Genomic DNA, 13,080 nt, shown 5'->3' with positions numbered 1-13,080 from the left:
CCGGTCAGATGATGTGTGCTTCCGGGCGGGGGCCGTCGCGCGGTACGCCACCCTCCTCCCCCGTGCCGGCGGGCCGGGAGTCGAACCGCGTGGCGGCGAGCGGGCCGACGTCGAGAAACGGTTCGCGGCCCAGGTACAGGTCGCGGACCAGCTCCCCCACGGCGGGCGCCTGGAGGAAGCCGTGGCCGGAGAATCCGGTGGCGTACAGGAAGCGGGGCACGTCCACGGCCTCGCCGATGAGGGCGTTGTTGTCGGGGGTGGTCTCGTAGAGACCGGCCCAGCCGCCACTGACGGGCATCGTGGCCAGGTCGGGCGCCCGGCGGCCGACGGCCTCGCGGAAGGGTGCCAGCCACTCCCGGCTGAACTCCCGCCCGAAGCCCGGCTCCTGGCGCGGGTCCGACATGCCGAGCAGCAGTCCGCCCGCGCCGTCGTTGTGGAAGTAGGCCGTGGAGGCGAAGTCGAGGGTGAAGGGGATGCGGGGTGGTGGGGCGTCCAGCGGGCCGGTGAAGGCGATCTGGCGGCGCAACGGGGTCACCGGCAGCCGTACTCCGGCCATCGCGCCGACCTCGGCGGACCAGGCGCCCGCACAGCAGACGACCGTGGTGGTGCGGACGGTGCCGCGCGGTGTCCGTACCGCGTCGAGGGCGCCGTCGCGGGTCTCGATCGCGGTGACGGGGCAGTGCGTACGGATCTCCGCGCCGTGCCGGGCGGCCGCGCGCAGATAGCCGGTCACCGCCTCCCGCGGCAGCGCGTACCCGTCGGTCGGGCAGTAGGCGGCGGCGACGATGCCGTCCGGGTCGAGGTACGGGCACAGTGCGGCGGCCGCGGCCGGACCGATGATCCGGCTGGGCACCCCGAGCGCGTTCTGTGCCGCCACCCCCTCCTCGAACAGGGCGCGTTCGGTGGCGTCGCCGAGCAGGAAGAGGTAGCCCACGCTCTCGAACCCGATGTCGGCGCCGGGCCGTTCGCCGAACGCCCGCCACGCCTCCAGGCTGCGCCGGCCGATGCGGATGTTGAGCGGGTCGGAGAACTGGGCGCGTACGCCGCCGATGGGCTTGCCCGAGGATCCGTCGGCGGGCCGGTCGCGCTCCAGCAGCAGGACGCCGTGCACCCCGGCCTCCGCCAGGTGGAACGCGATGCTCGCCCCGAGCACGCCTCCGCCGACGATGACGACGTCGGCGCGTTCGGGGACGGGGGCCGAGGCGGCGGCGGTGCCGAGGCCCGGGTCGGCGCTGTGGTCCGTGGCCGTACTGCGGTCCGTGGCCCTGCCGAGGCCCGTGCCCGTGCTGCGGTCCTGGGCCGTACGTCGCTCCATGCGGACGCCTTTCCGTCGGCTCGCTCGGTGCGCTGCGGGGTGCCGCCCTCCGGCGGCGGGCGTGCTGCCGGTTCCGGTACGTGTGATGCCGCTGGTACCGATGGTGACGGCCACGGCCCGCCGCGTCCATGCGGCGTCCGCCCGGCCGGTCCATTCCGGTCGCCGGTCACTGCCGCAGGTCGTCCACGAGCGTCGGCGACGGACAGGGGATCTCGCCGAAGTCCTCGTCGTCGCCCGCGACGTCGAGGCGGTCGATGACGCCCTCCAGGGCCGCGGGCAGGGTGGGCGCGAAACCGCTGTGCCACTGGACGAGCAGGGCGTGCCGGGCCGCGTCCGGCAGCAGCAGCCCGGCGTCGAAGGCGACCGGCGCCGGCAGCTCCTCGTCCGGGTCGTGGGCGGCCTGCGTCCGCCAGTAGGCCGCGTCGCGGAACTCGCCGTACCGGCGGTGGGACAGATACAGGCAGTAGGCGGCCGTCCGGCTGCCGCCGCCGGCGCCGAACCGCCACCAGAAGTCGGCGGCCTCCGCGCGTCCGGTGATGTGCAGCAGACAGGCGAAGACGAGGGCGCCTTCGGGATCCATCCGGTGGTCGTCGACCAGCCGGGCCAGGCTGTCCGCGGCCGCCGCGGCGTTCACCACCAGAGCACAGGCCAGGTCGAGTTCGTGGGTGGCCTCGTCGTGGGCGCTGGGGTAGGCGGTGGGCACCGGGGCGTCCGGGCGGGGCCCGGCCGGGTACGCGGCCCCGGTGCCCTCGTAGGTGTCGCCGGTGAGCCGGTCACGGGCCGCCACGGTGTCGTAGGCGCCGTAGCACTCGGCGAGGACGTCGGCAGCTGCTGCCAGCAGGGACTCGATGGTGTCCCGCTCGGCCCGGTGGGTGTGCGGCATGGGTCACTTACCCTTCGTGGGGCCCGCTTCGATGCCCAGCGCGGCGGCGATCCGGCGTTTGCCCCGGCTCGCGTGGGAGCGGACGGTGGCCTCGTCGACGCCGAGCAGGGCGGCGATCTGGGTGTCGGAGTACCCGATGACATGGCGCAGCACGATCACGTCGCACTGCCGCTCGGGCAGCCGCGCGATCGCCTCGTACAGCCCCAACTGGCTCTCCAGCAGCGCGAACTGCTGCTGGCACTCGCGCAGCAGGGCGCGGGTGACGACGGCGAAGGCGGCGCTCTGGGTCAGGGCCGTGGCGCGCCGGTGCCGGCTGAGCCAGTCGACCACGGACTCCTTGAGGACGGCCCAGGCGTAGGAGTCCACCGAGGACTGCTTGAGCGCGTACGGCCAGCACAGCCGTAGACGCTGGTAGGCGGAGCCGGTCACCTCCAGGGCGGCGTCCTCGCTGCCGGTGTGCAGATAGGCGTAGGCCAGCCATTTGCGGTAGTGCGTCTCGTGGAACGCCTCGAAGGCGATGGCCAGCCGCCGGCCTGCCTGTCGCAGCGGGTCGCCGGCCGGGCACCCCGGCCGGTCGCGGGTCACGGCCGCTCCCGCCGGCCGTGGTGCCCGGCGCCGGGTCCGGGTTCGGGGGCGCACGGCGGCAGGGGACTGTCCCGGTACGTGCTCACGTGCGGTCCTCGTTCCGTTCGCCGCGGTCCGGGAGGCCGGCCGGCCCCGGCATCAGCGGGAGGGCGGCGGCCCTCCCTTCCAATGAACCGGAAAACCGGCCCGGTTGTGGCACCACCCGGAAGAAATCTCCCCGGAAGCGATGATGTGATGATTCGAAGCGGGGCGCCCGGCCTCCCGCACGCGCCGGTGCAAGTCGGTGGCAGCGGGGTAGTGCTCCGGCGTCGGCACGGCAGCCGTACAGGAAGGCGGTCCTCTGATGAGCGAGCAGCACGGCGAACCGGTGGTGGACCTGCAACTCGACCGCGCCCACTCGGCGCGCATCTACGACTACTTCCTCGGCGGCAGGACCAACTTCCTCGCCGACCGCACGGCCGCCGCGAGCGTGCTCTCGGTCTTCCCGTCGGCGGCGGTCGCCGCGCGGATCAACCGTGAGTTCATGCACCGTACGACCCGTGCCCTGGCACGGGCGGGGCTGCGCCAGTTCCTGGACATCGGCACCGGCATCCCCACCTCGCCCAACCTGCACGAGATCGCCCAGGGCGTCGCGCCGGACGCCCGGGTGGTCTACACGGACAACGACCCGATCGTGCTGGCACACGCCGCCGCCCTGCTGCGCAGCACACCGCAGGGGCGCACCGCCTATCTCCAGGCGGACGTGACCGACCCGGCCGGCATCGTCACGGCGCCGCAGGTACGGCAGACCCTCGACCTCGGCCGCCCGGTCGCGCTGAGCCTGATCGCTCTGATGCACTTCGTGCCGGACGACGGGCAGGACCGTGCGCACCGGGTCGTCGAGCACCTCAAGGCGGCCCTGCCCAGCGGCAGCACGCTGGCCATGACCCACGCCACCGCCGACTTCGCCCCGGAGGCGATGGCCCGGATCTCGGACATCTACGCGGCGGCGGGCACGTCCGTGACCTTCCGTACGGAAGCCGGTTTCGCCCGTTTCTTCGACGGCTGGGAACTGCTGGAGCCCGGCATCACGCTGGCGCACCACTGGCGCCCGGACGACCCGGGCGAGGCGACGCGGGTCACGGACGCGGTGGCCGCCTCCTACGCCGCCGTGGCGCGCAAGCCCTGACGCGCCGGGCCGGAACGACCGCGGGATCCGGCCGCGGAGCAGGCGCCTATCGGCCGTTGCCCTGCTGGGCCGTGAACGCGGGCGGTGGCTGCACGTCGTGGATGTGCGGGAGCTGCGAGATCAGTTGTGTCGTCAGGACGGCTGTCGCGCCGAGGGCCTGGGGGACTTCCACGGCCTGCGCGGTGGTCTGGGCGGTGGCGGTGACCGAGCCCGCCAGCAGGGCCGCGGCGGCAATCTTCTTGATCATGCTGTGCACAACGAGCGCCCCGGCGCGCGGGTCACCCCGCCACCCGTACCGGTGTACGGACGGCGGGGTGCCGGGCGGGGCCCGATGGGCCGCCACCCCTGGTCAGGTGCTGCGGTCGCCCTTGTTCTTGAGGGAGTCCCGCACGCCCTGGGCCTGGCCCTTGGCCTCGTCCATCGCGTCCTTGGCCTTGCCCTTGGCCTGGTCGGCGCGGCCCTCGCCCTTCATCCGGTCGTTGCCGGTGGCGTTGCCCATCATCTCCTTGGCCTTGCCCTTGGCCTTGTTCATGGCGCTCTTGTCGTCGCCCATGCCCTGCTCCTCGGTCCGGTGGGTGGGACAGCACCACGCTGCCGCAGCCGGGCACCGGCCGCATCCGGAGGCGGCTACCGGTAGCGCGGGGCCCTTCCAGGCCGTCCGTACGAGGGAAGCGGCCATCACCGGTCCTCCCGGGCGGTTGCCCACGCCGCCTCCATTGACCTCTCCGACCGCCGGGGCCAAGGTGTCCCCCGCAGTCCCGGACCGCTTCGACTCCAAGGACGCTCCCATGCGAAGACGCAGCTTCGTCAGCGGCCTGGCGGGCACCGCCGCGGGCCTCGGCCTGGCCGGCGCCGCGGCCCCCACGGCCACCGCGGCGGCCTCCCCCGCCACAGCCCCCGCCTCCGGCTGGTCCGCCGTCCCGGTGCCCGACGCGCGGCCGGGCGCCCGGCTGTACGGCGTGGCCGCCGCCGGGCCCGGTCTCGCCTGGGCCGTCGGTGTGGAGGGCATGGGCAACGTCAGCGACGGGACGGCGGTCGCGCTCCGCTGGGACGGCGCCGCCTGGTCGCGTACGGATCTGGGGCAGCTCGCTTCGACCGGCCCCCTGACCGCGGTCACGTGCGCCGACTCCCGTACCGCCTGGGCGGTCGGCGCCGGCGGTCTGCTGCTGGCCTGGGACGGCACGACCTGGCAGAAGACGCCGTACCCGGGCCAGGGCGGGACCGGCACCACGGTCACCGACGTCGCGGCTGCCGCCGACGGCCGGGCATGGGCCAGCGGCCGGCACGACGGGCGCGCGGGGCTGCTGCACTGGGACGGCCGCCAGTGGCGCTGGTGCGCTCCGCTGCCGGACGCGGCGGCTCCCACTCCGGGGCGCGTCCATGTGACACCTGGCGGCGAGGTCTGGGTGTACGGCGACGTCATCGCGCGCTGGGACGGCGCCTGGACCGTGATTCCCCGCACCACCGGCATCCGCGCGACCGTCTCCGGGCTGCTCCCGGTGGCCCACGACGACATCTGGCTGACCGGGTACGGCTACGGCATCGGCGGCCCGCCAGGGAAACCGCCCGGCGTCGTCTTCGAGCGCTGGGACGGCGCACGATGGACGCCGGTGGAGGCGCCGTACGGCGTCGGCCTGCTCAGCTCCGTCAGCGGGGACCGGCAGGGCCGCCCCGACCGGATCACCGGCTGGGACTTCTGGGACCAGAAACGCTCCCACTACCTGCGGTGGGACGGCACCTCCTGGGTGAGCGAGCGCGGCCCCGAGATGCCCGAGACGGCCCTCATGACGGACCTGACGCACATTCCCGGCACGTCCGCCTACTGGTCCGTCGGCACCACGTCCTTCTACGCGGGCACCACCGCCCGGATGCACATCGAACGCCTCGGGTGAGCGCGACGGCGGACGGGCGGGCGGGGTCCGGCGTTCACCCGTTCGCCTGTTCCGGATCGCAGCCCGCGCGGCAGGCTCCTAGCGTCCGTACGGCGGAGCTTCCCGCCTGCGCCTCCCGCGGCCGAAGGAGTTCGACATGCGCCGGCTCATCGCCGTACCGACCGCCCTGCTGGCCCTCGCCGTCGCCGCGTGCGGTGGCAGCGGACCGGACGACACCGCGGCCTCCCCCGCCGCTTCCGGCTCGGGCCCGGGCGCGAGTCCGACGAAGAGCCTGAAGGGCGGCCCGGACGGCGGCGGCAGCGTGCGTCCGTCGGAGCCGGGCGGCTCCGCCTCCGGCGTGCCCGGCCAGCCGCTGGACTGCGGCGCGCTGCCCGACGCCATGGGCGAGGGCCTGACCGCGCAGCTCTTCTCCGGGCCCGGCGCCGGACCGACCGCGGACTGTGCCGAGGCCCGGAGCGTGATGGCGGAGTTCTTCCGCAAGGCGGACGCTGCCCAGCCGTCGCTGACGGTACGGGGCTGGGAGTGCCAGTACGAGAACGGGCCCACCGGCACCTGGCTGAGCAGTTGCCGCAAGGACGGCGGACGGCAGCAGATGCACACCGAGGAGGCGGGCCGCTCCTCGTCGCCGGACGTCCCCGGGGAGTCGCCGGGCGATCCGGGCCAGTCCGAGCTGCCCGGAGGGCCCGAGGGGCCCGGCGGGGGTGAGGAGTCGCAGACCTCGATCCGTCTCCCCCGGATGCACGTCTGAGGCGGCCGCCGGGCCCTCCGGCCGCTCCCGCCGAAGGCCGAGCCGGAACCGGAACCGGAGCCCGAGCCGCCCCGCTCCGGACTACCGCCCCTGCCCGATGCCCGCGAACCAGGCGGGCCCGTCGTCCATGGCCATCTTGATCCGCGCGACCGAGAACTCCTCCAGTTGCGGCAGGGCGTCCAGCGCGAACCAGCCCACCTCCAGCGACTCGTCGTCGTTGACGGCTGCCGCGCCGCCGACGGCGCGGCAGCGCAACGAGATGTCCATGAACTGGCACATGTCGCCGTTCGGGTAGCGGACCCGCTGGAGCGCCTCCACGAGGATCACCCGTTCGGGGACCACGTGCACCGCGGTCTCCTCGAACACCTCGCGCACCGCCGTCTCGGCCGGCTGCTCCCCCGGCTCCGGGATGCCGCCGATGATCGACCACATCCCGTTGTCCGCTCTGCGGCCGAGCAGGAGACGGCCGCGGTCGTCGTAGACCACGGCGCTCACGCCGGGGAGCCACAGGAGCTGGTGGCCGATACCGGCCCGGAGGTCACGGATGAAGTCGGGTGTCGCCATACTGCGCACCCTAACGAGCACCGGACGACGGATGCGTCACCCACACGATCGGGAACGCTCGTACGGCCACCGGGGCGGGCCTCAGGCGCCGGTGCCGCGGCCCTTGTCGATCCCGCATCTGCCACGGATGCAGCGCACCGCGTTCTCCGCGTCGTCCACCGTGATCGTGAAGCTGCGGCCGTCGCCGAGCCGGAGCACCACCGCCTCGCCGCGCCGTACGACCACGGCCGTGCCCTGCTCGGGGCGCCAGCGGTAGCCCCAGCCGCCCCAGTGGCGCGGGGTGACGCGGGGCGCGAAGTCGGCGCCGACGACGTGGTCGAGGGGGATCCGGCGGCGGGGCAGCCCCATGTGGCCGCACCGCACCTCCAGGCACTCCTTGTCGACCCGTACGGCCACATGGACGAAGGCGAGGGTCCCGAAGAGCACCAGCAGTCCGGCCAGGACACAGCCGACCACCGACATCAGCAGCGGCGCCAGAGCGGTCGTCCAGGCGCTGTCGACGGCCAGCTCGATGCCCAGGGCCAGACAGGCCGCGCCGATGCCGGCCAGGAGCCACTGCACCCGGTTGGTGGCGCGTCCGTGCCACTCCTCGGGGACGTCCGCGGGGTCTCGGTGGCTGCCGGAGGCACCTCCGTCGTCGCCGACCGGGCCGCCGTGCTCGCCGGGGGCTGCTGCCCCCTCGTGGGGGTGGTCCCTCATGTGTCGCAGCGTACGCGCCTTTGCCCGCCCTGGCAGCGTGTCGCGCGCCTCGCGGGGCCTCAGGGCCTGTCTTTGAGCCCCCCGCCTGCGCAGCGACCGGGGTTCAAAGGCAGGCTTTCAGTGGCGGGCGGGTTCCCCGGCCTGCGCCGCGCCGGACAGGAGTCGTCCCTCGTCATAGGCGAGAGCGGCCTCGGGAAGGCGTCCGGGGCGGCCGCTGAGAAGGACGGTGACGGTGCCGGTGGGGGCGGCCGAGGGGGCCGGGTCCGCGCCGATGCGGCGCAGTGCCTGGGCGGCGACCGCCTCGGCGGAGCCGAGCAGGACGAGCGCGGGGGCGCCGGGCTGCTCGAGGGCGGCGCGGATGCGCTCGGCGACCAGTTCGTAGTGGGTGCAGCCGAGGACGACGGTCCGTACGTCACGCGGTGTGCGCGCGGCGGCGGCCGTGACGGCGGCGTCGATCGCGGCCTCGTCGGCGGTCTCGACGGCGTCGGCGAGCCCGGGGCAGGGCACGCCGGTGACCTCGACGCCGGAGGCGAACTGCTCGATCAGGTCGCGCTGGTACGGGCTGCCGGTGGTGGCCGGGGTGGCCCAGATGGCGACCGGGCCGCCGGTGGCGGCGGCGGGCTTGATGGCCGGGACGGTGCCGATGACCGGCAGTCCGGGCTCCAGCTCGGCCCGCAGGGCGGGCAGGGCGTGCACGGAGGCGGTGTTGCAGGCGACGATCAGGGCGTCCGGGCGGTGCGCGGCCGCGGCACGCGCGACGGCGAGCGCGTGCGCCGCGATGTCGTGCGGCGGGCGCGGTCCCCACGGCATACCGTCCGGGTCGGAGGAGATGACCAGGTCGGCGTCGGGCCGCAGCCGCCGTACCGCGGCGGCCGCCGCGAGCAGGCCGGTACCGGAGTCCATGAGCGCGATCTTCACCCGGACACTTTACGCCGGGCCGCCCGGTACTTGTCATACCGGTGACGCCGGTCCGCCTCGCCCCTGAGGCGGCCCGCCGGGTTCCGGCCACGGCGGGTGCCGGTGCGGCAGACTGCGGGCGTGGGAGCGACGGAGTGGATCGGTGCCGGGTCGCTGGCGGCCTGGGTGTGGCTGGCGCTGGGGCAGGGCTTCTTCTGGCGTACGGACGTACGGCTGCCCGCGCGGGCCGATCCGGAGCGGTGGCCGCCGGTCGCCGTCGTGGTCCCGGCCCGGGACGAGGCCGCGGTGCTGCCGGTGAGCCTGCCGTCCCTGCTGGCGCAGAAGTATCCGGGGCGGGCCGAGGTGGTCCTCGTCGACGACGGCAGTACGGACGGGACGGGCGAGCTGGCCCGGGAGCTGGCCACCGGGCGGGGCGGGCTGCCGCTGACCGTCACCGCGCCCGGCGAGCCGGAGCCGGGCTGGACGGGCAAGCTGTGGGCGGTACGGCACGGCATGGCGCTGGTCCGGGAGCGCGGCGACGCGGAGTACGTGCTGCTGACGGACGCGGACATCGCGCACTCCCCGGACAGCCTGCGCGAGCTGGTGGCCGCGGCGCGCTCGGCGGAGCTGGACCTGGTGTCTCAGATGGCGCGGCTGCGGGTGGTCTCGCCCTGGGAGCGGCTGATCGTCCCGGCCTTCGTGTACTTCTTCGCGAAGCTGTATCCCTTCCGGTGGGTCAACCGGCCGGGTGCGCGTACCGCCGCGGCGGCCGGCGGCTGTGTGCTGCTGCGGCGTGCGGTGGCCGAGCGGGCCGGGCTGCCCGACAGCATCCGGCACGCGGTGATCGACGATGTGACGCTGGCCGGGGCCGTGCGGCGGGCCGGTGGCCGGATCTGGCTGGGGCTGGGCGACCGGGTGGAGAGCGTGCGCCCGTACGCGGGGCTGGGCACGCTGTGGCGGATGGTCTCGCGCAGCGCCTACGCACAGCTACGGCACAATCCTCTGCTGCTGGCGGGGACGGTGGCCGGGCTCGCGCTCGTCTACCTGGCGCCGCCCGCCACGCTGGCCGCCGGTCTCGCGGCCGGGAGCGCGACGGCCGCGGCGCTGGGCGGTGCCGCGTGGGCCGTGATGACCGGGACGTACCTGCCGATGCTGCGCTACTACCGGCAGCCTCTCCGGCTCGCGCCGCTGCTGCCGTGCACCGCTCTGCTCTACCTCCTGATGACGGTCGACTCCGCCGTCCAGCACTACCGGGGGCGCGGGGCCGCCTGGAAGGGCCGGACGTACGGGGCGCCGGGCGCGTCCTGAGACGCGCTCACTTGCTGGCCGGGGACCAGTTCAGGCCCCAGCCGTACGCCTCGTCGACGGTGCGCTGCGGGCTGACGCCCGGCGCGGGCACCAGGTAGCGGGCTTCGCGCTGGACGACCAGCTCGCTGCCGGTGTTGGTGATGAGGGCGAGGGCGCAGACGTTCGACGGGACGGTGCATTCGTCGAGCGAGAAGTCCACGGGGGCGCCGTACTGGGGCTGGAGGGTGACCGTGGCGTGCAGTCCGGCGAAGCTGCCGGCGCCCGCGTAGACGGTGACGAAGACGAGGATGCGCTTGATGCGGTCCTGGTGGTCGAGGTTGATCGTCAGGTTCTCGCCGGACGCGGCGGCGCCGGTGCGGTCGTCCTGGTCGAGCTGGATGTACGGCGGGGCGTGCAGGGTGCCGAAGTTGCCGCCGATGGGATGGACCACGCCCGCGCTGCCGTCGGTGAGTTCGTACAGCGCGCACAGGTCGAGGTCCAGGTCGCCGGACCGCGGCAGCAGAGCGCCGCGGGCGCCCAGCGCTTCCATGGTCCTGCGGCCCAGCTTCTTGCCCAGGCGGGAGGCGGGTTTGCCGGCCTGCTGCCAGTTCAGGTTGACCCGCATCGCGCCCGAGGTGCCGCCCTGCTTCGTCAAGGAGACGGCGGGCGCCTCCTTCGTGAGGGTGACCTTCGACAGGCTCACGGGCGGGGCGGGGGCAGGCACCGGCGGCGCGCCGTACGGCTGGGCGGGCGGAGCGGTGGGGGGTGCCGGAGGTGCGGCGGGGGCCGGGGCGGCGGATGGGGCCGGGGCGGCGGCCGGGGCCGGGGGCTCCTCCTCCACGCTGATGCCGAAGTCCGTGGCCAGCCCGGCCAGCCCGGTGGCGTACCCCTGTCCGACCGCCCGGAACTTCCAGGCGCCCTGCCGCCGGTAGAGCTCCCCGAGGACGAAGGCGGTCTCGGCGGTGGCGTCCTGACTGTCGAAGCGGGCCAGTTCGGCGCCGCTGCCCGCGTCGAGCACCCGGATGTGCAGTCCGGCCACCTGGCCGAAGGTGCCCCCGTCGGCCGAGGCGGCGAGCACCACCTTGTCCACGGCGGGCTCCAGCCGGGCCAGATCGACGGACAGGCTGTCGGTCGCGGCGTCCCCGGCGGGCCGCTTGCCCTCGTGGCGGACGGCGTCCGAGGCGTGCGCGGGCTGGTTGTAGAAGACGAAGTCGGCGTCGTCGCGGACCTTTCCCGCGGCGGTCAGCAGCAGCGCGGACGCGTCCACGTCCGGGGTGCCGGGGCCGGTGCGCCACCCCAGTTCCAGCCGTACCGACGTGGCCGGTACCGCGACGTTGCTCCCCTTGGGCATCGGCATCGTGGCGCCTCTCTCTCGCTTCGCTCGCCCGGGCTCCGGTGCGGTGCCCCTTCCTGCACGGTGGCAGGTTCCAACCTACTTGCCGAAAAATGTCCGCCGTTCATCTGATGTGGACACCGCCTTTACACGATCCCTACGGGCGTTCGCGACCGATTTTGCCAAGTTCGCTCACATTGTGGATCGCGGGCTTCACACGACACGTGAAACAACCCTCTTTTCAGGCTCCCCAACCGGCACATCGTGGGCTTAACTTAAGAGGTATGACCTCCCCCCGCTCTACCTACGGCGGCGGCTACTACGCTTCGCCGTCCTTCCCGGACACCCCGATCTACGACTCCCTCGTCGCCGAGCGCGGCACCCCGCAGATTGCCCCGATCCGGGTCGAGTTGCCCTATGACTCGGGCTCGTCGTACATGCCGGCCCTGCCGTCGGCGCTGCCCGCGCTGCCCGCCGCGCCCTCCCAGCCGTATTCCGGCCAGGGTCATCAGGGTGCCGCGGCCCAGCCGGTCGCCCCGCTGCAGAGCACCCCGGCGCCGTACATCCCGCAGCAGGCGGGCCCCCGCGGCTACCCCGCCCAGCAGCAACAGCCCCAGCGCCCCGCCGGCAACGGCGGCACGGGCTACGACGCGATGCGCCCGGCCGGTCCGGTCGCCCCGCGCCCCGCGCCGTCTCCGTACGACGATCCGTACGGCGGCCGTCAGCAGTATCCGCGCGGGTACTGACCGACGGGCCGTACGCGGGCGGAGAACCGGTCCTGCACGACCGGGCGGCACCGGTGCCGGTGCCGCCGCGGGGGCCTGGCAGGATGAGGGCATGCCGAACCCTTTCCTCCAGGCCATCCACCGGTATCCGGTCAAGTCCGTGGCGGGGTCAGGCCCCGGCGAGGCGGTCGTGGAACCGTGGGGGCTCGCCGGGGACCGTCGCTGGATGCTCGTCGACGACGAGCACCGGTTCGTCACCCAGCGCGCCCGGCCCCGGCTCGCCGCGGCCGCCGCGGCGGAACTCCCGGACGGCGGCGTACGGCTGACGGCGCCGGACATGCCGCCGCTGACCGTCGGGGTGCCGGAGCCCGGGACGACGGTCACGGTCGAGGTGTGGGGGGACAAGGTCGAGGCGGTGCCCGCGTCCGGCGCCGCCGCCGAGTGGTTCAGCAGCTACCTGGGCGTACCCGTGCGACTGGTGCACATGGACGAGCCGGGCCGGCGGCGCCCCACCGACCCGGACTACTCACGGCCGGGTGAGACCGTCAGCTTCGCCGACGGCTTCCCCCTGCTCCTCACCACCACCTCCTCGCTCGGCGCCCTCAACGCGCTCATAGACGAGGGCGGCCACGCCCACGAGGGCCCCCTGCCGATGGACCGCTTCCGCCCGAACGTCGTGGTGGACGGCACCGCGCCCTGGGACGAGGACGCGTGGCAGCGGATACGTATCGGCGAGGTCGTCTTCCGCGTGGTGAAGCCGTGCGGCCGCTGCGTGATGACCACCACCGACCAGCGGACCGGGCAGCGCGGCAAGGAGCCGCTGCGCACCCTGGCCCGCCACCGCCGCGTCGGTGACCAGCTTCTCTTCGGCCAGAACCTGATCCCGGAGGGCACCGGCACCCTCCGCGTCGGCGACCCCTTCGAGGTGCTCTCCCGCCGCCCGGAAGCCTGACCTCCGCTCCTCCTCCCGCCCCCGTGCCCGGT

15 protein-coding genes are annotated in these 13,080 nt (G+C 74.4%); 6 read left to right on the top strand and 9 right to left on the bottom strand.

What is annotated here, in order from left to right:
* Positions 1-4: 4 nt before the first annotated feature.
* The 3 genes from AB0A97_RS28105 to AB0A97_RS28095 all read right to left on the bottom strand — a co-directional run bounded on the left by AB0A97_RS28105 (position 5) and on the right by AB0A97_RS28095 (position 2,783).
* Positions 5-1,315, bottom strand: coding sequence for an FAD-binding oxidoreductase (locus tag AB0A97_RS28105; RefSeq protein WP_361155070.1), 1,311 nt, complete (start codon positions 1,313-1,315; stop codon positions 5-7).
* 166 nt (positions 1,316-1,481) lie between these two features.
* Positions 1,482-2,198 carry a hypothetical protein gene (locus tag AB0A97_RS28100; RefSeq protein ID WP_361155069.1) on the bottom strand — a complete coding sequence of 239 codons (717 nt, stop codon included), beginning with the start codon at positions 2,196-2,198 and terminating at the stop codon, positions 1,482-1,484.
* A 3-nt stretch (positions 2,199-2,201) separates the two neighbouring features.
* Entirely contained in the window at positions 2,202-2,783 is a 582-nt protein-coding gene (locus AB0A97_RS28095; protein WP_361155068.1) for an RNA polymerase sigma factor, read from the bottom strand.
* A 343-nt stretch (positions 2,784-3,126) separates the two neighbouring features.
* Between AB0A97_RS28095 and AB0A97_RS28090 the strand changes: the two genes are divergently transcribed.
* Entirely contained in the window at positions 3,127-3,951 is an 825-nt protein-coding gene (locus tag AB0A97_RS28090) for an SAM-dependent methyltransferase (RefSeq protein WP_361155067.1), read from the top strand.
* Positions 3,952-3,997: 46 nt separating this feature from the next.
* Here AB0A97_RS28090 and AB0A97_RS28085 read toward each other — a convergent pair whose 3' ends face one another.
* The gene (locus AB0A97_RS28085; RefSeq protein WP_361155066.1) at positions 3,998-4,198 is read right to left on the bottom strand and encodes a hypothetical protein; all 201 of its coding nucleotides are present in this window, start codon (positions 4,196-4,198) and stop codon (positions 3,998-4,000) included.
* 102 nt (positions 4,199-4,300) lie between these two features.
* Positions 4,301-4,504: a CsbD family protein gene (locus AB0A97_RS28080; protein WP_361155065.1), complete on the bottom strand. Its 204-nt coding sequence runs from the start codon at positions 4,502-4,504 to the stop codon at positions 4,301-4,303.
* A 235-nt stretch (positions 4,505-4,739) separates the two neighbouring features.
* Here AB0A97_RS28080 and AB0A97_RS28075 point away from each other — a divergent pair, with 235 nt between their 5' ends.
* Together AB0A97_RS28075 and AB0A97_RS28070 are read left to right on the top strand one after the other, a co-directional pair.
* Complete coding sequence (locus tag AB0A97_RS28075; protein ID WP_361155064.1) at positions 4,740-5,843, top strand: hypothetical protein; 1,104 nt, start codon at positions 4,740-4,742, stop codon at positions 5,841-5,843.
* Positions 5,844-5,979: 136 nt separating this feature from the next.
* Positions 5,980-6,591 (top strand): hypothetical protein, encoded by a 612-nt coding sequence (locus tag AB0A97_RS28070; protein ID WP_361155063.1) that lies wholly within the window; start codon positions 5,980-5,982, stop codon positions 6,589-6,591.
* 81 nt (positions 6,592-6,672) lie between these two features.
* On the opposite strand, the gene AB0A97_RS28065 is transcribed toward AB0A97_RS28070, so the two are convergent.
* From AB0A97_RS28065 to AB0A97_RS28055, 3 genes are all read right to left on the bottom strand, one after another.
* Positions 6,673-7,155 (bottom strand): NUDIX domain-containing protein, encoded by a 483-nt coding sequence (locus tag AB0A97_RS28065; RefSeq protein ID WP_361155061.1) that lies wholly within the window; start codon positions 7,153-7,155, stop codon positions 6,673-6,675.
* Between the two features lie 81 nt (positions 7,156-7,236).
* Positions 7,237-7,854, bottom strand: coding sequence for a hypothetical protein (locus AB0A97_RS28060; protein WP_361155060.1), 618 nt, complete (start codon positions 7,852-7,854; stop codon positions 7,237-7,239).
* 117 nt (positions 7,855-7,971) lie between these two features.
* Positions 7,972-8,772 (bottom strand): aspartate/glutamate racemase family protein, encoded by an 801-nt coding sequence (locus tag AB0A97_RS28055; RefSeq protein WP_361155058.1) that lies wholly within the window; start codon positions 8,770-8,772, stop codon positions 7,972-7,974.
* A 120-nt stretch (positions 8,773-8,892) separates the two neighbouring features.
* Between AB0A97_RS28055 and AB0A97_RS28050 the strand changes: the two genes are divergently transcribed.
* The gene (locus AB0A97_RS28050; protein ID WP_361155057.1) at positions 8,893-10,059 is read left to right on the top strand and encodes a glycosyltransferase; all 1,167 of its coding nucleotides are present in this window, start codon (positions 8,893-8,895) and stop codon (positions 10,057-10,059) included.
* 7 nt (positions 10,060-10,066) lie between these two features.
* On the opposite strand, the gene AB0A97_RS28045 is transcribed toward AB0A97_RS28050, so the two are convergent.
* A complete protein-coding gene (locus AB0A97_RS28045) occupies positions 10,067-11,395 on the bottom strand; it encodes a TerD family protein (RefSeq protein WP_361155055.1) in 1,329 nt (442 codons plus the stop codon).
* Between the two features lie 260 nt (positions 11,396-11,655).
* Between AB0A97_RS28045 and AB0A97_RS28040 the strand changes: the two genes are divergently transcribed.
* Entirely contained in the window at positions 11,656-12,117 is a 462-nt protein-coding gene (locus AB0A97_RS28040; protein ID WP_361155054.1) for a DUF6643 family protein, read from the top strand.
* A 91-nt stretch (positions 12,118-12,208) separates the two neighbouring features.
* Positions 12,209-13,048 carry an MOSC N-terminal beta barrel domain-containing protein gene (locus AB0A97_RS28035; RefSeq protein ID WP_361155053.1) on the top strand — a complete coding sequence of 280 codons (840 nt, stop codon included), beginning with the start codon at positions 12,209-12,211 and terminating at the stop codon, positions 13,046-13,048.
* The last annotated feature ends 32 nt before the right edge of the window (positions 13,049-13,080 follow it).

It is taken from the genome of Streptomyces sp. NPDC045470 (assembly GCF_040646595.1).
Classification (GTDB): domain Bacteria; phylum Actinomycetota; class Actinomycetes; order Streptomycetales; family Streptomycetaceae; genus Streptomyces.
This window is presented reverse-complemented; position numbering and strand designations above follow the sequence as displayed.

Coding starts and splice junctions, on each gene's coding strand:
- AB0A97_RS28105 (WP_361155070.1), bottom strand. CDS start 1,315: ATGGAGCGACGTACGGCCCAGGACCGCAGCACGGGCACGGGCCTCGGC.
- AB0A97_RS28100 (WP_361155069.1), bottom strand. CDS start 2,198: ATGCCGCACACCCACCGGGCCGAGCGGGACACCATCGAGTCCCTGCTG.
- AB0A97_RS28090 (WP_361155067.1), top strand. CDS start 3,127: ATGAGCGAGCAGCACGGCGAACCGGTGGTGGACCTGCAACTCGACCGC.
- AB0A97_RS28085 (WP_361155066.1), bottom strand. CDS start 4,198: ATGATCAAGAAGATTGCCGCCGCGGCCCTGCTGGCGGGCTCGGTCACC.
- AB0A97_RS28080 (WP_361155065.1), bottom strand. CDS start 4,504: ATGGGCGACGACAAGAGCGCCATGAACAAGGCCAAGGGCAAGGCCAAG.
- AB0A97_RS28075 (WP_361155064.1), top strand. CDS start 4,740: ATGCGAAGACGCAGCTTCGTCAGCGGCCTGGCGGGCACCGCCGCGGGC.
- AB0A97_RS28070 (WP_361155063.1), top strand. CDS start 5,980: ATGCGCCGGCTCATCGCCGTACCGACCGCCCTGCTGGCCCTCGCCGTC.
- AB0A97_RS28065 (WP_361155061.1), bottom strand. CDS start 7,155: ATGGCGACACCCGACTTCATCCGTGACCTCCGGGCCGGTATCGGCCAC.
- AB0A97_RS28060 (WP_361155060.1), bottom strand. CDS start 7,854: ATGAGGGACCACCCCCACGAGGGGGCAGCAGCCCCCGGCGAGCACGGC.
- AB0A97_RS28045 (WP_361155055.1), bottom strand. CDS start 11,395: ATGCCGATGCCCAAGGGGAGCAACGTCGCGGTACCGGCCACGTCGGTA.
- AB0A97_RS28040 (WP_361155054.1), top strand. CDS start 11,656: ATGACCTCCCCCCGCTCTACCTACGGCGGCGGCTACTACGCTTCGCCG.
- AB0A97_RS28035 (WP_361155053.1), top strand. CDS start 12,209: ATGCCGAACCCTTTCCTCCAGGCCATCCACCGGTATCCGGTCAAGTCC.